We start from the raw sequence: 17,248 nt of genomic DNA, 5'->3' as shown, positions 1-17,248 counted from the left end.
CGATGCGCGTCAGGCGGCGGGTCGCTCCGCGGCGGCGTCGCCGGGCCGTGGCAGCACGGTCGGGGCCCCGACGGGCCCCGCGGCGGTCGGCGCGGCCGTGTTGAGCAGCAGCGCGCGCATCGTGCGGAACAGCACCATGAGCGGGATGGTCGACAGCGCGCCCAGCACCGCGCCCACCACGGCCGCCTGCCAGCCGAAGCCGCCGCTGTCCGCGGTGAAGATGCTGCCCGCGATCGCGCCGGCCGCGAGGGTCCAGCCCACGAACCAGATCCACATCCACGCGTCCTCGTCGCCGAGGTCCAGCTGGATATCGTCCTTCAGTGCCTGCATGCTTCGACCCTAGTGACGGGGTCCGACACGCGCCTGCCCCCACTTGTGGGGATAGCAGGGAGGTCGACCGTTCCTCCTAGGCGGAGGCGTCGCGGATGAAGCCGGCGACGGCGGACTCGACCTCGGTGGGATGCGTGAGCGCCATCGAGTGGTCGGCATTCGCGAGCGACACGTGGGACACGTCCGTGAACCACGTGCGGATGGCCTCGATCTCCTCCTCGAACCAGTGCGCGCTCGCGGTGCCGCTGACCAGCAGCACGGGCGCCGTCACCTTGGCCGCGTCGGCCTCCGTGAAGTCCCACGACAGCAGCGCGGGGATGTCCGCGGCGAAGAAGGTCTCCGCGTCCGCGTCCACCTGCGCGACCGCGCCGGGGAGCATCCGCTCGACGTCGAGCCGCCAGTGCGGGTCCATGAGACGCGACAGGAAGCGGTCCGCGGCGCGCGGGGCGCCGAGGTGCTCGTACTCCGCGATGAGCCGGGTGTTGGCGACCCGGAACGCGGCGGCGGAGGCCGACTGCACGGGCGGCGGCTCGATCGCGATCACGCGCTCGACCCGCTCGGGGTGGTCCGCGGCCGCCTGCAGCGCCACGGCCCCCGAGTACGACACCCCCACGACGACGGCACACGCGATCTCGAGCTCGTCGAGCAGCGCGATGAGGTCGCTCGCATCGAGCCGGATCGACCCCGCGCCCGCGACCGTGCCGGCCGTGCCGTAGCCGCGACGCCGGTACGCGAGCACCGTCCGGCCCAGGTCGCTCGCGAGGAGACGCGCGACGGGAAGGAGCTCGTCGGCGGTCAGCGCAGTCCCGATCAACACCACCGGAGGCTTGTCGGACGCCGGCCCCGACTCCCACAGGTCGAGCTGCGCCCCGCCGACGTCGATCGCGCGCCAGCGTCCCTGCTCGACCAGGCTGCTCATACCTGGCGCGGCACGTTCCCGGTCCGCTTCATGAAGGAGCACATGAACTTGTGGCCGCCGTCGGCCGTGGGGCCGAACATGCAGGGGCAACCGCCGTCGATCACGGTCATGCCGTGCTCGCGGCCCCAGGCCGCCGCCGCATCGTCCACGCTGCCCTGGCCGGGACCGCGGTGCATCCAGACGTCCTTGATGCCGAGCGACTCCGCCTCCTTGACGGTGTCGAGCGCGCGCTCGGGACGGGTGCCGATGACGACGGCCTCGACGCCGCCTGGCACCGCCGCGAGGCTCGCGTAGGCGGGGTCGCCCTCGAGGGTCTCGGCGTTGGGGTTGATCGCGAAGGTCTCGTAGCCGCGCTCGCGAAGGCGCTGGTAGACGACGTTCGAGCCGTGCGAGCCGGGCGTGCGCGACACGCCCGTGACGGCGATCCGCTTGTGGGCGAGGAAGGCGTCGGCGGCGTCCTTGATGGCAGTCATGATCCGCTCCCTTGGAGCTCGGAGTGGGGACCCTGCCTTCCATGGTCACGCGCCGGACGATGCACGGCAAACGGAGGGCTGCCCCCACAAGTGGTGGCTTGAGGCCCAGGGGCGTCCCGGGAAGGCTCGACCGTGGATGAGATGTGATCCAGGGGGCGTACGAGATGGACAAGAATCACAGGTCGATGGCCGCGGTCAACGGCTTCGCGGTGCTCGCGATCGCCGTGGTGAGCTGGTTCGTGTGGCTGTTCCGCGACCTGCCGCATGCCGGGGCCGGGCTGCCGCAGCTCGTCATCGCGCTCGGCGTGATCCTGCCGCTGTGGGCCGCCTTCGCCGCGCGCGCCCACCACGACCAGCGCAACCGCCGCACCCGACGTCGCTGAGCTCCCCGCAGGAGTCGACGATCTCCTCAGACCGTCGCTGACCTCCCCGCAGCGCGCCCGAGGTGGGGGGCGGCGAGGGGTCGCGACGAGGGTGGGGGACGGGTCACCTATTGCGCAGGTGGCTGACACCTGCGCACGATGGCGGCATGGCCCCGCGCCGCAGCTCTGGGGGCCGGGACGCGCGCCCGGCCTGGTCCGACCTGCGCGATCACCCCACGACGGACGTGCTAATCATCGGCGGCGGCATCAACGGGGTCGCGACGTTCCGCGACCTCGCGCTCCAGGGCGTCGACGTCACGCTCATCGACCGGGGCGACATCGCGGCCGCCACCAGCGCCGCCAGCAGCCGCATGATCCACGGCGGCCTGCGCTACCTCGAGAACGGCGAGTTCCGCCTGGTTCGCGAGGCGGTCGCCGAGCGCAACGCGCTGCTCGCGAACGCGCCTCACCACGTCATGCCGCTGCCCACCACCGTGCCGATCCACACGATCTGGTCTGGCCTCGCGACCGCGCCGCTGCGCTTCCTGGTCGGGCGCGGGCCCGCCCGGCGCGCGCCGCGCGGGTCGATGCTGATCAAGGCGGGCCTGACGCTCTACGACGACTACTCGCACGCCGGCCGCGCCGCCGACGGCACGGGTGTGCCCCGCCACACCTTCGCCGGCCGGACGCGGTCGCTCGAGGAGCTGCCCGACCTCGACCCGACCATCCGCTGCACCGCGACCTACTACGACGCCACCGTCCGGGCGCCCGAGCGCCTCGCGCTCGAGATGGCCCTCGACGCGCTCGCCGCCCACCCCGGCGCCCGGCTGGCGACCTACGTCGAGGCGACCGGCGCATCGTCCACCGGGGTCGACGTCCGCGACGTGGTCACCGGCGAGACCGCGCGGCTGGAGGCGCGGGTCGTGGTGAACGCGTCGGGGCCGTGGACCGACCTCACCAACGCGACGTTGGGCGAGGAGACCGCGTTCATGGGCGGCACCAAGGGCAGCCACATCGTCGTCGACAACCCCGCGCTGCACGCCGCCTGCCGCGGCCGGGAGGTGTTCTTCGAGAACGACGACGGCCGCATCGTCCTCATTCACCCTCAGCACGGCCGCGTCATCCTCGGCACCACGGACCTGCCGGCGGACCCGCGCGAGCCGGCCGAGTGCACCGACGCGGAGGTCGCCTACTTCATCGAGCTCGCCGCGCGCGTGTTCCCGGGCATCCCGGTGACGCGGGCGCAGATCGTGCACCGCTTCGCCGGCATCCGCCCCCTGCCGCGCGCGACCGGCACGGACCCGGGGCGCATCCCGCGCGACTACCGGGTCGAGTCGTCGACCCTGCCGGGCGGCGACGTGCCGCTGCTGAGCGTCGTGGGCGGCAAGTGGACCACGCATCGTGCCCTGGGGGAGCGGGTCGCCGACGACGTGCTCGGGCTGCTCGGCCGCGAGCGGCGGGTGTCGACGCGCGGGCTGCCCATCGGCGGCGGCCGCGACTACCCGCACCCGGACGACCGGGGCGACTGGATCGCGGTCCACCTCCCCGGGGACGATGCGCGGGCGGGGGTGCTGCTCGACCGCTACGGCACGCGCGCGGAGGAGGTCGCGGCGATCGAGCGGCGCGGGCGGTCGCGCTGGGACGAGGGCCGGCACCTGCGGCACGCGCCCGCCTACACGCGGGCGGAGATCGCGTGGATCGCGCGCGCCGAGCACGTGGTGCGGCTCACGGACGTGGTCGAGCGCCGCACGCAGCTCACGTTCCGCGGCGAGGTCACGCCGCCGCTGCTCGAGGAGATCGCGCGGATCGTGGGACGCGAGCTCGGCTGGAGCCGGCGGCGCCGCGCCGAGGAGGTCGAGCGGATCCTGGCCGCGCGCGAGGCGGCGCGGGTCGCTCAGGCCTCGCCGACGTCGGTGACGCCCTCGTAGAGCCCGATCGCGTTGCCGTCGGGGTCGGCGAGGACCGCCCACCAGCTGGTGTCGGTGATCTCGGACTTCGGCATCAGGACCGTGGCGCCGTGCTGGGCGGCCAGCGCCAGCGTGTCGTCGATCGAGTCGACCTCCACGTAGGAGCGGGGCTGCTCGAAGCCCTCGGAGCGCGGCGCGAGGCCGCCGCCGCTCACCTGGTTCGGCGCCGTCCACATCGGATAGTCCTCGAAGCCGGGCGGCGCCGCGATCTGCCAGCCGAACAGCGTCCCGTAGAAGCCCTTCGCCGCCTCGAGGTCGGATACCGGGATGTCGATGTGGGTGATGTCTCCGTGCGCCATGGTGCTCCCTTCCCTCGTCGAGTGTCAGACGGGTCGCGCGGCATGGCAACCGCTGCGGCGACAATCACGTACCCATGAGGCGCACGGATGCGCGGAAAGCGACCAGGGGCTACCCATTGCGCAGGTCATCGACGGGGTGCTGGGTTAGCGTGAGGCGCATGTCGTATGTGATGGCGATCGACCAGGGGACCACGTCGACGCGCGCGATCGTGTTCGACCACGCGGGCCGGATCGTGGCGCAGGCGCAGCTCGAGCACCGGCAGCACCTGCCGCGCGCCGGCTGGGTCGAGCACGACCCGCAGGAGATCTGGGAGAACACGCGGCTGGTGATCGGCCAGGCGCTCGCGAAGGCCGACATCACCCGCCTCGACATCGAGGCGCTCGGCATCACGAACCAGCGCGAGACCGTGATGATCTGGGACCGCGCCACGGGCGAGCCCGTCTACCCCGCGATCGTGTGGCAGGACACCCGCACGCAGCCGATGATCGACGCGCTCGCGGCCGAGGGCGGCGTCGACCGCTTCCGCGAGGCCACGGGGCTGCCGCTCGCGACGTACTTCAGCGCCACCAAGATCGCGTGGATCCTCGACAACGTCCCCGGCGCGCGCGATGCGGCCGAATCGGGCGAGCTCGCGTTCGGCACCCCGGACACGTGGCTGATGTGGCACCTCACCGGCGGCGTCGACGGCGGCATCCACGTCACCGACGTCACCAACGCCTCCCGCACGCTGCTCATGGACCTGCACACCCTCGACTGGTCGGACGACCTGCTCGCCGCCTTCGGCGTCCCGCGCGCGATGCTGCCCGAGATCCGCAGCTCCTCGGAGGTCTACGGCGTCGTCGGCGGCCGCTCGTTGCTGCGCGAGGTCCCGATCGCGGGCATCCTCGGCGACCAGCAGGCCGCGACGTTCGGGCAGGCGGCCTTCCACGAGGGCGAGACCAAGGGCACGTACGGCACCGGCACCTTCCTACTGGTCAACACCGGCCTCGAGGCGATCATGAGCGACCACGGGCTGATCACCACCGTCGCCTACCGGCTCGGCGACGCGCCCGCGCATTACGCGCTCGAGGGGTCCATCGCGATCACCGGAGCGCTCGTGCAGTGGCTGCGCGACAACTTCGGGACCATCAAGGACGCGACCGAGATCGAGCCGCTCGCGGCGAGCGTGCCCGACAACGGCGGCGCGTACTTCGTGCCCGCGTTCTCCGGGCTGTTCGCGCCGTACTGGCGGCCCGACGCGCGCGGCGCCGTCCTGGGCCTCACGCAGTACGTCACGAAGGCGCACCTCGCGCGCGCCGTGCTCGAGGCGACCGCGTACCAGACGCGCGACGTCGTCGAGGCGGGCGAGGCCGACGCGGGCGTGGGGCTCACCGCGCTCAACGTCGACGGCGGCATGACCTCCAACGAGCTGCTCATGCAGTTCCTCGCGGACGTCCTCGGCGCGGACGTCATCCGGCCCGAGGTGGTCGAGACCACCGCGCTCGGGGCGGCGTACGCCGCCGGCCTCGCGGTCGGGTACTGGAAGGACCTCGACGAGCTGCGCGACAACTGGCACGAGGACCGCCGCTGGCATCCGACCATGCCGCGCGCCGAGGCGGACCGGCTCTACCGCAACTGGAAGAAGGCGGTCGCGCGTTCCCTCGACTGGCTCGACGAGGACGCCGACGGGTAGGCGCTCAGCCGCGCTTGGGCTGCGGCTGGAAGCGCGCGCCCGCGTCCTGGCCGGGGTTGCCCGCGACGATGCGCCCCGCGGGGACGTCCTTCATCACGACGGCGCCGGGGGAGACCAGGCATGAGCGCCCGAGCGTCACGCCGCCCGTGACGATGCAGCGGGAGGTCACCCAGGCGCCGGGCTCGATCACCACGGGCCGGGTGATGAGCGCCATGTTGCGCCGATGCGCGTGGCTGCCGGTGGTGATGAAGGTCTCCTGGGAGATCACGACATCGTGACCGATGACGACGCGGTCCTGGTTGTGGAACCAGACGCCCTCGCCGATCCAGCAGTCGTCGCCCACCTCGAGGTTCCACGGGAACTTCACGCGGGTGCGCTGGCGGAAGATCACGCCGTCACCGATGGTCGCGCCGAACGCGCGCAGCGCCGCCACGCGGATCCGCGAGGACGGCTGGATGGCGTTGGTGACCAGCAGCCACTCGACCAGCATCCAGGCGGCGATGACCAGGGGTGATCGTCCCCATGCGGCACGCTCGCCCGGCGCCTCGCGCAACGGGATGACGGGCGTCTCGTCGTCCTTGTCGGTCACGTGCGGCCCCCTCCGCTCGGCGTGCGCCCGGCCGGCGCATCGTCCTCCCTGCATCATGCCGTGACCCGTGCCCGCGGCGAAACCGGGACCGCCGCGAGAGTTCACGCGCTGTTAACCGTTCTTGACCCAACGGAACGGGCGTTGGGTGCGTCTTTACCCATGATTGGAATATTCGTCACCCGCTTCCGGTTGCGCGAAGTGACCAATCGCGATCCCATGGATTTGGGGGTAAACCATGACAGTTCCACACATTTCGGTCGGATCCTGGGGTCCGCGCCGCACCGGCGACTTCCGGGTCCACTGGCCCGCCCGTGGTGCCCGCGCGCAGACCGTCGCCGCGCCCCGCGCGGTCGGAGCGACCGGCATCGCGTGGATCGACGTGGCCATCCAGCTCCTGCTCGGCGCGGCGCTCGTCTACGGCCTCTACTGGGTCGTGACGTTCGGCATCTTCCACAAGGGCATCGACGTCTTCACCGACTGGTACGTCGGGGACGTGATCCCCACCTTCGCGATCGGCACCGGTCCCGTGATGGGCGGCATGGAGTTCAGCGAGGGGTTCTTCGCCCCGCACCCGGAGGTGCCCACGGGCCTCCAGTGGAACGCACCGTCGCTGCTGTCGTACGAGCAGCGGTTCGAGCGCTGAGCCCTCGCCCGCCGCGCGCGCTCCGGCGCTAGCGTGGTGCCACGCGAGGAAGGACCATCGATGTTCACCGGACTCACCCCCGAGCTGTGCGCCCACGCCTGGGAGCTCGTCACCCCTGCGATCGAGAGGGCGGCGGCGACGGGCACGATCCGCGGCGCGGTCGGCGACCTGGTCGTCATGGATCCCGCGCGACCGGGCGCCATCCTGTGGACCGGCAGCATCGGCGACACCGAGGCGAAGACCTACGGCTACGCGGTCGCGAAGGCGAAGGTGGCCGAGCGCACCGGCCTCGACACGTCGCGGGTCCGCATGGACCAGCCCCACCTCTACACGACCGGCGACATCGTGTACCCGGGCGGCGTGGTCCGCCACGGCATGGTGGTCGCCTTCTCCGGCGTCGAGGGCGAGGCCGACGAGATGATCGCGGAATGGTTCATCGCGGCGGTGCGCGGCATCGCGCGTCTCGCGTTCGTGTCGGACCAGGGCCCGGACGCGACCGGCACCCGCTACCTCGGGGAGTAGACGGCGCCCGCGCCGCGTTCACCACGCCATGAGCACCCCCGACACCCCCGCGATCCGCGCGCTCGCGGCCACCGGCATCGAGTACGACGTCACCGTCCACGGCCCCGTGCGCTCGCTCGAGGAGGCCGCCGAGGTCCGCGGCCTCGAGCCGCGTCAGATCCTCAAGACCCTCGTGGTGCGGCGTGCCGAGGGCGAGTACCTCATGGTCCTCGTGCCCGGCGACCGCGAGATCAGCTGGCCCAAGCTGCGCACGCTGCTCGGCGTCAACCGGCTGTCGATGCCTGACAAGGACGTCGCGCGCGAGGTGACCGGCTACGAGCGCGGCACCATCACCCCGTTCGGCGCCACCCCCGACCCGGCGACCGGACGGCCGTGGCCCGTGATCGCGGACGCCCTCATCGTCTCCCGGGAGGGGCCCGTGTCGATCGGCGCGGGCGCGCACGGCGTGGCCGCGACGCTCGACACGCAGCAGCTCGTCGAGGTGCTCGACGCCCGGATCGCCGACGTCACCGAGGCCCTCACACCCCGCTGAGCCTGAGGTTGGGTACTCTGGCGCACGTGTACGAGAGGCCCGAGCTGCCAGAGCTGGTCTTCACCGACCCCGAAGGCAACGCGATCCCGTACGGCCACCGCTGGGGCGCCGACGGGCCGCCCAAGCGCACCTACTCCCTGACGCGGCACCCGGAGCGCTTCGCCCCGCTCGCCGACGTCGCCGACGCGCTCATCGAGCACCTCGAGCGCACGTACGACGTCGACGTCCGCTACACCGAGGGCCTGCCCGAGGACGCGCCGGACACGGTGCGCAGCGCCGAGCAGGGCCAGGTGCGCATCGCCCGGGCCGCGACCCTGCTGCCGCGTCACGACGGCTGCGCGCCGCTCGTGATCGCGGAGACGACGTTCCCCAGCATCGTCGTCGCGATGGGAGCCGCCGGCGAGGCCCGCGCGCCCGCGTGCGGCTGCGACGCATGCGACGAGTCCCTCGAGGACAGCGCCGAGCTGCTCGAGCGGCTCGTGTTCTCCGTGGTCGAGGGCCGCTTCCAGGAGCGCTACTCGTGGACCGACGGCATCGAGATCACCATGGGCGACCTCGGCGGCGCGAGCTACAGCCGCGAGCCTCGCCACGTCGCCGACAAGGAGCGCGTCGACGCGCTCAAGCAGAGCCAGCGCGAGCGGCACGGCCGCCGCTGGATGCCGTGGCCCCCGCGCCGGGACGATGCGGACGGCACCTGGGAGCCCGAGCCGGAGCCGATGCGCCGGTGGACCCGCGAGGAGGGCGAGGCCGCCATCGAGGCCGCGCTCGAGCGGGTCAAGAAGATGCTGCGCAGCGCCTGACGCGCCGCTCGGCCCCCGGGCCGGTCAGGCCATCTGACGCGAGCGCTGGTGCTCGTCGAGCTCCGCGAGCCACGCGCTGGTGCGCTCCTCGAAGCGGTCCGCCGCGTCGGCGTCGTACTCGAGCGTGGAGTGGTCCATGAACAGGTGGCCCTTGCCCGCGTAGCGGAAGATGCGTGCGTGAGGCGCGTGGTAGAGCAGCGCGTCGATCTCCTGCGGCACCACCCACTCGTCCGGGTCCGCCACGTGGATCTGCAGCGCGACCTCGTGCCGCCACACCCCGCCGAGCGCCGCGGGCGGCAGCGCGCCGGCCACCAGCAGGCATGCCCGGAATCGGCGCCGATCCTGCGCCAGCAGCTGCGCCTGCATGGCGCCGAGCGAGTAGCCGATCACCACGTCCGCGCCGCGGTGACGACGGGCCGCGCTGTGCGCGGCCTCCTGGAGCGCATCGTGCCCGATGCCCTGGGCGAACGAGACGCCCTCGTCGGTGTCGGTGAACGTGCGGCCCGCGTAGCAGTCGGGGCAGTGGACCGTGTGGCCGTCCGCGCGCAGGCGCTCGGCGAAGGCAAGGAGCCCTTCGGTGAGCCCTAGTGCGTGGTGGAACAGGAGAATCTCGGCCATGCCTCAGTCTCTCGCCGTGGGCCCCGGCGCGCGACCCGAGCCGGTCGCGCCGCTCGCCGCGGCGGCCCGCAAGGTGGTTGGCTGGGGGCTGAACACTCGGCGCGGTGCCAGGGAGGTCGTGGATGGACGAGGTCCTGCTCATCGGGGTGATCGCGGTCGTCGCGATCGTGGCCGTGCACTCGATCGCGCCGCGCGTGGGCGTCGCCGCCCCGCTGCTGCTCGTGCTGCTCGGCGTAGGCGTGAGCTTCGTCCCCGGCATGCCCGAGATCGAGGTCGAGTCCGAGTTCATCCTGCTGGGCATCATCCCGCCGCTGCTGTACTCCGCCGCCGTGGCGCTGCCCGCGACGGAGTTCCGGCGGGACTTCCGCTCCATCAGCGGCCTGTCGATCGTGCTGGTCCTCGTGAGCGCGGGCCTCATGGGCTTGTTCTTCATGCAGGTGATCCCGGGGATCGGCTTCGCGCTGGGTGCGGCGCTCGGCGCGGTGGTGAGCCCTACGGACGCGGTCGCGGTGCAGATCATCCGCAAGATGGGCGTGAGCCCGCGCATCGTCACGGTGCTCGAGGCCGAGTCGATGTTCAACGACGCTACCGCCCTCGTGACGCTGCGCACCGCGGTCGCGGCGGCGGGCGCCAGCATGACGTTCGGCGAGGCGACCTGGGACTTCGCGTCCGCCGTGATCATCGCGGTCGCGGTGGGCCTGGTGATGGGGGAGCTGAGCGTGAGGCTGCGCCGGCTCGTGCCCGGCGCCGCCAACAGCACCGCCATCTCGTTCGTGGCGCCGTTCGCCGCCGCGGTGCCCGCGGAGCTGCTCGGCGCCTCGGGCCTCGTCGCCGCCGTCGTGGCGGGCCTGGTCGCGGGGTACCGCGCGCCCAGGTACCTGCGCCCCGCGGACCGCATCTCCGAACGCACCAACTGGCGCACCGCCGAGCTGCTGCTCGAGGGCGTGGTGTTCCTGCTGCTCGGCCTCGAGCTCACCACCCTCGTCACCGACGTCGAGGAGACGCACGGGTCCGTGTGGAACGCCGTCGGCATCGGGATCGCGGCGCTCGCCCTGGTGCTCGCCATCCGCATCGCGTACATCGCCCCCGTGGTGATGGCGGCGGCGCGCCGCGCGCGCCGGGTGAGGGCGCGGCACGAGCGCGTCGAGGGCCTCGGGCAGCAGGCCGAGTCGCATCCGGACCCGGCGCATCGGGAGGCGGCGGCCCGCCGCGTCGAGCAGCACTCCGCGTACGCCGACTACCTCGAGAACCGCCCGCTCGGGTGGCGCGAGGGCGGCGTGCTCGTGTGGGCGGGCATGCGCGGCGCGATCACCGTCGCGGCGGCCCAGTCGCTGCCCGCGGACACGCCGCTGCGCTCGACGCTCGTGCTCATCGCGTTCGTCGTGGCCGTCGGCTCGCTCATGATGCAGGGCTCGACGCTGCCGTGGCTGACGAAGCGCCTCGGGATCGCGGGGGAGTCCGTCCACGACGAGCGCGAGCGCGAGGAGCTGCGCGACCTCCTGTCGGGCGTGGCCGACACGATCCTCGCCGACGACGCGCTGCGTGCCCACGACGGCGGCGCCTTCCACCCCGAGGTGCTCGCGGCGGTACGCCGCGCGGTGAGCCATGCGCGCGCGGAGGACGACGAGACCGTCGGCCACGGCGCGCAGTTCCTCGAGCTGCGGCTCGCGATCATCGAGGCGCAGCGCGAGCGGATCCTCGAGGTACGAGGCATGGGGACGTACGGCTCGGAGACGCTCGGCGACGCGATGCGGATCCTCGACGCCGAGCAGATCTCGCTGCAGCTGCGCGCCGAGCACCCCGACGGCGACGACTGACCCGGCCGGCTCCCGAGCCGCGGCCGGACCTACAGCCCCACCACCGCGACCTCGGTCGAGGTCGGCTCGGCGGAGCCGCCCATGGGCTCCTCCGTCACCGCGATCGCGGTGACGCCGTCCATGTCCATGTGGACCATCGTCATGAAGGTGCCGTCCGAGTCGGGCATGAACGTCGGGCCGGCCTCCTTGGAGCCGTCGTCCATCACCAGCCACAACTGGTACGCCATGCCGTCCTTGGGGTGGGGGCAGTCGTCGCCCATCGCCACGACGGACGACATCTTCTCGCTCACCACGAGGTGCGCGGTGCCGAGCCCGAGATCCATGGACTTCGCGTCCGGCGCGCTCGTCACCATCATCACGTCCTTCTCGAGGGCCAGCTGGTCCTCGCGGTCCGCCATGAGGGTCGAGCCGACGAGGCCGCCGACCGCGAGCACCGAGGCCACCGCCGCCGCGACCGCGAGACGCGGCCACAGGTGGCGCTCCCGGCGCGCGTGGCGCTCCTGCGCGAGCGGCACGGGGCCCCCAGCGTCCCGTGCGGCCGGCGCATCGTCCTCGGTCAGGGGCGGCAGCTGCGCGGTGCGCCCGATCTCGTCGAGCACGCTCGCCCGCAGCGACGCCGGGGGCGTGACCGCCTCCGCCTCGCCGAGGGTCGCGGCGGCCTCGCGCAGTCCGACGAGCTCCGCGCTGCAGTCCTCGCACGCGGACAGGTGGGCCTCGAAGTCGGCGCGCTCGTCGGGCGTGACCGCGTCGACGGCATAGGCGCCGATGAGGGCGTGCACGTTGTCGTTCATCGCGCCGCCTCCCAGGTGTCGCGCAGCCGGATCATCGCGTCGCGGATGCGGGCCTTCGCGGTGCCCAGGGGGATCCCGAGCGACTCCGCCAGCTGCTTGTTCGTGTAGCCCTTGTAGTACGTGAGCTCGAGCGCCTCGCGCTGGAGCGGGGTGAGGGTCTCGAGGCCCTTGCGGACCCGCGCGGCGCGCCACTGCGCGTCCATCGCCTCGACCACCTCCTCGGGATGCTCGAGCTGCTCGGCCGCGGCGACCGCGTGGCGCGGGCCGTGGTTCATGAGGCGGTCGGCGTGCGACTGCTCGGAGCGGACCCGGTCCACCGCGCGACGATGCGTGATGGTCAGCACCCACGCGCGCGCCGAGCCGTGCTCGGGGCGGTAGCGGGCCGCCGCGCGCCACACCTCGACGAGCGCCTCCTGCGCCACGTCCTCGGCGAGCTGCGGGTCCCGGACGATGCGGAGGGCCAGCCCGTGCACCGTGCCGGCCAGGGCGTCGTAGACGCGCTCGAAGGCGGCCTGGTCGCCCCGGCCGGTCCGCACGAGGAGGTCGGCGAGCACGTCCGCGTCGCCGCGGGCGTCCCTGTGCCGGTCCGGGTGCGCGCCGTCGCGGTCCGCGGGCACCGCCCGCAGCCGCCGCTCGCTCCCGTTCGCGCTCAACTCGCCCTCCGCATCGTCCGGCCCGAAGGCGTCAGCCCTCGTCCTCCATCATCTCGTCGCTCTCCATGGTGGAGTCGTCGTGCGACTCGTCCATCATCTCGTCGTCGGACTCCATGGTGGAGTCGTCCTCCATCATCTCGTCGTCGGACATCATCGACTCGGACTCCATGGGGGTCGACTCCATGGTCTCCTCCATCATCGAGTCGTCCGAGCTCGACGAGGCGGGCTCCGTGTCGCCGCACGCGGCGAGCGTGGTGCCGGCCAGCAGGATGAGCCCCGGAACGGCGAGCGTGCGCATTCGGTTCATGATTCCTCCCTGTGCCGGGCTTCTCGGGGATGTCGTGCCCGACGGTTGGTGTTCGGGGCTGCGGGGGCGGTGGATGGGTGCGGCGCCGGTCCGCGGCTCCCTGCGATGCGCCCCGCTGATCACTGGGGGCCCATCTTCGGCCAGAGATGGGCCCCCAGTGATCAGCGGGGCGCGGAGGGCGGGCGGAGAGACGTGGCCGCCCGCGGCTCACCCGAAGGTGAACGCGTACGCCTCGACGCCCTCGGAGAAGTCGAGGTGGATCGTGTCCGTGGTCGGGTCGCCGACGTAGAGGTCGTACAGGTCGGGGGTCCCGGTCACCTTGACGACCTCGCGGTACGACGGGTCGTTCTCGAGCGTCACGGTCACCGTGCCCTCGCCGGCGAGCACGAGGTGCACGTCGGCCGCGTAGAAGCGCATCTCGAGCGACGCATCGGCGCCGGCGGTGATGTTCTCGTCGCCCACGGTCCACGTGCCCGACAGCGACACCTCGTCCGTGGCCGGGACCGGGCCCGTGCCGAAGTCGTACGCCTCGTCGCGCGGGTAGTCGCCGTTCGCCTTCGCGTAGCCGCGCCCGTAGCCCAGGTAGGTCTCGGGGCTGCGGCCCACCGTGTGGCCGCCCGTGTCGACGTTCACGGTGTCCTGCGGGGGAGTGTCGAGCAGCTGCTGGATGAGCGTCTCGGTCTCGTCGTACGCGCCCTCGCCGTAGTGCACCTGGCGCACCACGCCGTTCTGGTCGATCAGGTAGTGCGCCGGCCAGAAGCGCTGGTCCCACTCGCGCCACGTCTGGTACTCGTTGTCGATCGCGATCGGGTACTGGATCCCGTAGCGGTCCGCGGCGGAGGCCACGTTGTCGACCACCTTCTCGAAGGCGAACTCCGGCGTATGGACGCCGATGATCGTGAGGCCGTCGTCGCGGTAGCGGTCGTCCCACGCGGTCAGGTACGGGAACGTGCGCTGGCAGTTGATGCAGGAGTAGGTCCAGAAGTCGATGAGCACCACCTGGCCGCGCAGCTCCTCGAGGTCGAGCGCCTGGCCGTCGTCGGTGTTGAGCCACGCGTCGATGCCCGGCAGGTCGCGCGCCTCGCCGCAGTTGTGGAGCGTGCCGCCGTCGTCGGCGCACTGGTCGAAGCTCAGCTGGTCGCCGGTCACCGACGTGTCCATGTCCTCGCGGCCGGCGAGGGTGTCGAGCTCGTCGCGGACGGTGTTGTTGTCCTCGATCGAGTTCTGCACGCTCGCGAGCCAGCCGGGCACCGCGCGCTGCAGCGGCTCCGCGACGTTCGTCGCGATGACGAGCGCCGTCGCGAGGAGCACCGCGCCCGAGATGGAGCGGATGAGCTGAAGGCGCTCGCGGACGGCCTTGATGCGCGCGAAGATCGCCTGCCCCGCGAAGCCGAACCCCAGCAGCGGGATCGCGATGCCCGCGGAGAACGCCAGCGTCAGCGCGACGAGGCCCCAGCTCACGCCGTTGGTCGCGGCGAGCACCGTGATCGACGCGAGGATCGGGCCGGCGCACGGCACGAACACGAGCCCAAGCGCGAGGCCCATGACGAAGCCGTTGCCGTTGCGGTCCATCTGGATCGGGCGGATGCGCTCGAAGGGCCGCTGCAACAGCTCGCCCACCTGCGGGATCATCAGCCCGAGGCCGACGATCGCGAGCACGATGATGCCGATCCACCGCAGCAGGTCGTCGGGCAGCCCCAGGCTCGCGAGCAGGATGCCTCCGAGCAGGGTGAACACGGCGAAGCTGGTCACCAGGCCGGCGACCACGACGAGCGGGCGGCGTCGGCTGCTCGCCCCGTCCTGGATGGCGCTGGTGAGGATCGCGGGAAGCACGGGCAGGACGCAGGGGCTGATCGCGGTGATGATTCCGGAGACCAGTCCGACGATGATGAGCGTGATCATGACCCGGGTTCGGAGCGACGATGCGACGGGATGGGGCGCGCTGCCACCGCACCGACGCTATCAGCCGCCTAACCTGGCCACATGACCGTCGCATTCGTCCTGGGAGGCGGCGGCGTGCGCGGCGCCACCGAGGTCGGGATGCTGCGCGCGCTGCTCGAGGCGGGCATCGTGCCGCAGCTGGTCGTGGGCACCTCGATCGGCGCGATCAACGGCGCCGCCGTCGCGCAGGACCCGCACCTCGACGTGGTCGCCAAGCTCGAGCACACGTGGGCGTCGCCCACCGCCGGCGCCATCTACGGCGAGTCCTGGTACCGCCAGGCCCGCCGCCTCGCGAAGCACCGCACCCACCTCAACGACCCCGACGCGCTGCGCGGCCTCATCGAGGACGTGATCGGCCACGAGACCCGGTTCGAGGACCTCGCGGTGCCGCTCGCCGTATGCGCCGCGTCCATCGAGCGCGCGTCGGAGCACTGGTTCGACTCCGGGCCCGTGGTCCCCGCCGTGATGGCCTCCGCGTCCGTGCCGGCGGCGCTGCCACCCACCGAGATCGACGGCGAGCACTTCATCGACGGCGGCATCGTCAACTCGATCCCCGTGGGGGAGGCGGTCGCGCGCGGGGCCACCACGATCTACGTGCTGCAGGTGGGCCGGATCGAGGAGCCGCTGCACCCGCCCCGCACGCCCTCCGACGTGGGCCGCATCGCGTTCGAGATCTCGCGCCGCCACCGCTTCCAGCGGGAGCGCGCTGCCGTCCCTCCGCACGTCGAGCTCCACGTGCTGCCCTACGGCGGACGCCAGCCCGGGGACGAGCGGCTCGGCGCGTACCGCCGGCTCGACCGCACGCACGCGCGGATCGAGGCCGCGCGCGACGCGACCGCCGCGTACCTGGCCGGCGTGGGGGAGGGTGCGTGACCGGCGCATCGTCCCCCGCGGGCGCGCGCCCGAGGTCGCCGCGCCGCACGCGCTGGTGGCGCCTGCCGCCGCGCTGGGTGCGTCGCGCGGTGCTCGCGCCGCTGATCGTCGCGGTCGCGTTCGTGTGGCTGCCGCTCGCGGCGTGGCTGCTGGTCGCCGTCGCCGCGGCGGTGAGCTTCGCGCTGCCCGGACGCCTGCGGCTCACGCGCATCGTGTGGCTGGCGGGCTTCTACCTGCTGTGGGACGCGGCCTGCGTCGTCGCGCTCACCGGCCTGTGGGTGTGGCACGGCTTCGGCACGAGGATCCACTCCGAGGCCTCGCAGCGGAACCACCTGGCGCTCGCCCGCGCGATGCTCAAGGCGCTGTTCGCGCAGGGGCGGTGGACGCTGCGCCTCGAGATCGACCTGGAGGACGCGAACCTCGACGAGATCGCCCCGGGCAGCCCGCTCATCGTCGTATGTCGTCACGCCGGGCCCGGCGACTCGTTCATCCTGGTGGACGCGCTGCTCAACCGGTTCGGCCGGGCGCCCGCGATCGTGCTCAAGGACACGCTGCAGTGGGACCCCGCGATCGACATCCTGCTGCACCGGATCCCGTCGCAGTTCCTCACGCCGCGGCGCCATCGGGCGGTGGGCGCGCCCGGCGGGACCGAGGCGATTGCCGCGCTCGCGCGCGAGCTGGGCGATGAGGGCGCGCTGCTGATCTTCCCCGAGGGCGCCAACGCGACGCCCAAGCGGCGCGAGCGACGGATCGCGGCGCTGCGCGAGCAGGGGCACGATGCGCTCGCCGACCGGGCCGAGGGCATGCCGCACGTCATGCCGCCGCACCCGGGAGGCGTGCTCGCGGCGATGGACGCGCGGCCGGATGCGCGCGTGGTGGTGGTCGGGCACACGGGCCTCGAGCGGCTCTCGACCGTCGCGGACGTGTGGCGCGAGCTCCCGGTCGACAAGCGCATCGTCATCAAGGGCTGGACCGCCGATCCGGCGTCCGTGCCCGACGGCCGGGAGGCGCGCGAGACGTGGCTCTACGAGTGGTGGGAGACGGTCGACCGGTGGATCGACGCCCACCAACCGGACACCTCAGACGCCGCCGAGGCGCGCGAGCCGCACGTCGCGCGCAAGCGGGCCGGGTAGCCTGGC

General features: G+C 72.8%; 20 protein-coding genes. 10 read left to right on the top strand and 10 right to left on the bottom strand.

Translation table 11 applies throughout. The features are described 5' to 3' along the window. Positions 1-9: 9 nt before the first annotated feature. The 3 genes from AOM02_RS05410 to AOM02_RS05400 all read right to left on the bottom strand — a co-directional run bounded on the left by AOM02_RS05410 (position 10) and on the right by AOM02_RS05400 (position 1,722). The gene (locus tag AOM02_RS05410; RefSeq protein ID WP_062297418.1) at positions 10-330 is read right to left on the bottom strand and encodes a hypothetical protein; all 321 of its coding nucleotides are present in this window, start codon (positions 328-330) and stop codon (positions 10-12) included. A gap of 76 nt (positions 331-406) precedes the next feature. Further along, a complete protein-coding gene (locus AOM02_RS05405) occupies positions 407-1,249 on the bottom strand; it encodes an alpha/beta fold hydrolase (RefSeq protein ID WP_062297416.1) in 843 nt (280 codons plus the stop codon). Then, positions 1,246-1,722: a CoA-binding protein gene (locus tag AOM02_RS05400; protein ID WP_062297413.1), complete on the bottom strand. Its 477-nt coding sequence runs from the start codon at positions 1,720-1,722 to the stop codon at positions 1,246-1,248. The genes AOM02_RS05405 and AOM02_RS05400 overlap by 4 nt, the downstream gene beginning before the upstream one ends. Before the next feature lie 164 nt (positions 1,723-1,886). Between AOM02_RS05400 and AOM02_RS05395 the strand changes: the two genes are divergently transcribed. Together AOM02_RS05395 and AOM02_RS05390 are read left to right on the top strand one after the other, a co-directional pair. Further along, entirely contained in the window at positions 1,887-2,105 is a 219-nt protein-coding gene (locus AOM02_RS05395) for a hypothetical protein (RefSeq protein WP_156156092.1), read from the top strand. 146 nt (positions 2,106-2,251) lie between these two features. Continuing rightward, positions 2,252-4,012, top strand: a complete 1,761-nt coding sequence (locus AOM02_RS05390) for a glycerol-3-phosphate dehydrogenase/oxidase (RefSeq protein WP_062297407.1) — start codon at positions 2,252-2,254, stop codon at positions 4,010-4,012. Here AOM02_RS05390 and AOM02_RS05385 read toward each other — a convergent pair. Further along, positions 3,979-4,350 (bottom strand): VOC family protein, encoded by a 372-nt coding sequence (locus AOM02_RS05385; RefSeq protein WP_062297405.1) that lies wholly within the window; start codon positions 4,348-4,350, stop codon positions 3,979-3,981. The two genes, AOM02_RS05390 and AOM02_RS05385, sit on opposite strands and share 34 nt — an antisense overlap. A 158-nt stretch (positions 4,351-4,508) precedes the next feature. Here AOM02_RS05385 and glpK point away from each other — a divergent pair, with 158 nt between their 5' ends. Continuing rightward, complete coding sequence (glpK, locus tag AOM02_RS05380) at positions 4,509-6,023, top strand: glycerol kinase GlpK (protein ID WP_062297403.1); 1,515 nt, start codon at positions 4,509-4,511, stop codon at positions 6,021-6,023. A 4-nt stretch (positions 6,024-6,027) separates the two neighbouring features. On the opposite strand, the gene AOM02_RS05375 is transcribed toward glpK, so the two are convergent. After that, positions 6,028-6,612, bottom strand: a complete 585-nt coding sequence (locus tag AOM02_RS05375) for an LbetaH domain-containing protein (protein ID WP_062297401.1) — start codon at positions 6,610-6,612, stop codon at positions 6,028-6,030. Between the two features lie 235 nt (positions 6,613-6,847). On the opposite strand from AOM02_RS05375, the gene AOM02_RS05370 reads away from it, so the two are divergent. Genes AOM02_RS05370 through AOM02_RS05355 form a run of 4 tightly spaced genes read left to right on the top strand, consistent with a single transcriptional unit; the run spans position 6,848 to position 9,109 of the window. Beyond that, a complete protein-coding gene (locus tag AOM02_RS05370) occupies positions 6,848-7,255 on the top strand; it encodes a hypothetical protein (protein WP_062297398.1) in 408 nt (135 codons plus the stop codon). A gap of 60 nt (positions 7,256-7,315) precedes the next feature. Further along, the gene (locus AOM02_RS05365; protein ID WP_062297396.1) at positions 7,316-7,777 is read left to right on the top strand and encodes a hypothetical protein; all 462 of its coding nucleotides are present in this window, start codon (positions 7,316-7,318) and stop codon (positions 7,775-7,777) included. Between the two features lie 28 nt (positions 7,778-7,805). After that, positions 7,806-8,309, top strand: a complete 504-nt coding sequence (locus AOM02_RS05360) for an aminoacyl-tRNA deacylase (protein ID WP_062297394.1) — start codon at positions 7,806-7,808, stop codon at positions 8,307-8,309. Positions 8,310-8,335: 26 nt separating this feature from the next. Beyond that, a complete protein-coding gene (locus AOM02_RS05355; protein ID WP_062297392.1) occupies positions 8,336-9,109 on the top strand; it encodes a DUF6226 family protein in 774 nt (257 codons plus the stop codon). Between the two features lie 24 nt (positions 9,110-9,133). Here AOM02_RS05355 and AOM02_RS05350 read toward each other — a convergent pair whose 3' ends face one another. After that, positions 9,134-9,727: a dienelactone hydrolase family protein gene (locus AOM02_RS05350; RefSeq protein WP_062297390.1), complete on the bottom strand. Its 594-nt coding sequence runs from the start codon at positions 9,725-9,727 to the stop codon at positions 9,134-9,136. Positions 9,728-9,849: 122 nt separating this feature from the next. On the opposite strand from AOM02_RS05350, the gene AOM02_RS05345 reads away from it, so the two are divergent. After that, positions 9,850-11,544: a cation:proton antiporter gene (locus AOM02_RS05345; RefSeq protein ID WP_062297387.1), complete on the top strand. Its 1,695-nt coding sequence runs from the start codon at positions 9,850-9,852 to the stop codon at positions 11,542-11,544. Between the two features lie 29 nt (positions 11,545-11,573). On the opposite strand, the gene AOM02_RS05340 is transcribed toward AOM02_RS05345, so the two are convergent. The 4 genes from AOM02_RS05340 to AOM02_RS05325 form a co-directional block, all read right to left on the bottom strand. Beyond that, positions 11,574-12,335 (bottom strand): anti-sigma factor, encoded by a 762-nt coding sequence (locus AOM02_RS05340; protein ID WP_062297385.1) that lies wholly within the window; start codon positions 12,333-12,335, stop codon positions 11,574-11,576. Next, complete coding sequence (locus AOM02_RS05335) at positions 12,332-12,988, bottom strand: sigma-70 family RNA polymerase sigma factor (protein ID WP_228373779.1); 657 nt, start codon at positions 12,986-12,988, stop codon at positions 12,332-12,334. Before AOM02_RS05335 ends, AOM02_RS05340 begins: the two co-directional genes overlap by 4 nt. Positions 12,989-13,019: 31 nt before the next feature. Next, on the bottom strand, positions 13,020-13,295 hold the full coding sequence (locus AOM02_RS05330) for a hypothetical protein (protein ID WP_156156091.1): 276 nt from the start codon (positions 13,293-13,295) through the stop codon (positions 13,020-13,022). 207 nt (positions 13,296-13,502) lie between these two features. After that, positions 13,503-15,197 carry a cytochrome c biogenesis protein DipZ gene (locus AOM02_RS05325; protein ID WP_062297379.1) on the bottom strand — a complete coding sequence of 565 codons (1,695 nt, stop codon included), beginning with the start codon at positions 15,195-15,197 and terminating at the stop codon, positions 13,503-13,505. An 81-nt stretch (positions 15,198-15,278) separates the two neighbouring features. Between AOM02_RS05325 and AOM02_RS05320 the strand changes: the two genes are divergently transcribed. After that, positions 15,279-16,109 carry a patatin-like phospholipase family protein gene (locus tag AOM02_RS05320; protein WP_062297376.1) on the top strand — a complete coding sequence of 277 codons (831 nt, stop codon included), beginning with the start codon at positions 15,279-15,281 and terminating at the stop codon, positions 16,107-16,109. Further along, positions 16,106-17,242, top strand: a complete 1,137-nt coding sequence (locus AOM02_RS05315; RefSeq protein WP_228373778.1) for a 1-acyl-sn-glycerol-3-phosphate acyltransferase — start codon at positions 16,106-16,108, stop codon at positions 17,240-17,242. The genes AOM02_RS05320 and AOM02_RS05315 overlap by 4 nt, the downstream gene beginning before the upstream one ends. The last annotated feature ends 6 nt before the right edge of the window (positions 17,243-17,248 follow it).

The sequence above is a fragment of the Demequina maris genome (assembly GCF_000971155.1).
Classification (GTDB): Bacteria; Actinomycetota; Actinomycetes; order Actinomycetales; family Demequinaceae; genus Demequina; species Demequina maris.
This window is presented reverse-complemented; position numbering and strand designations above follow the sequence as displayed.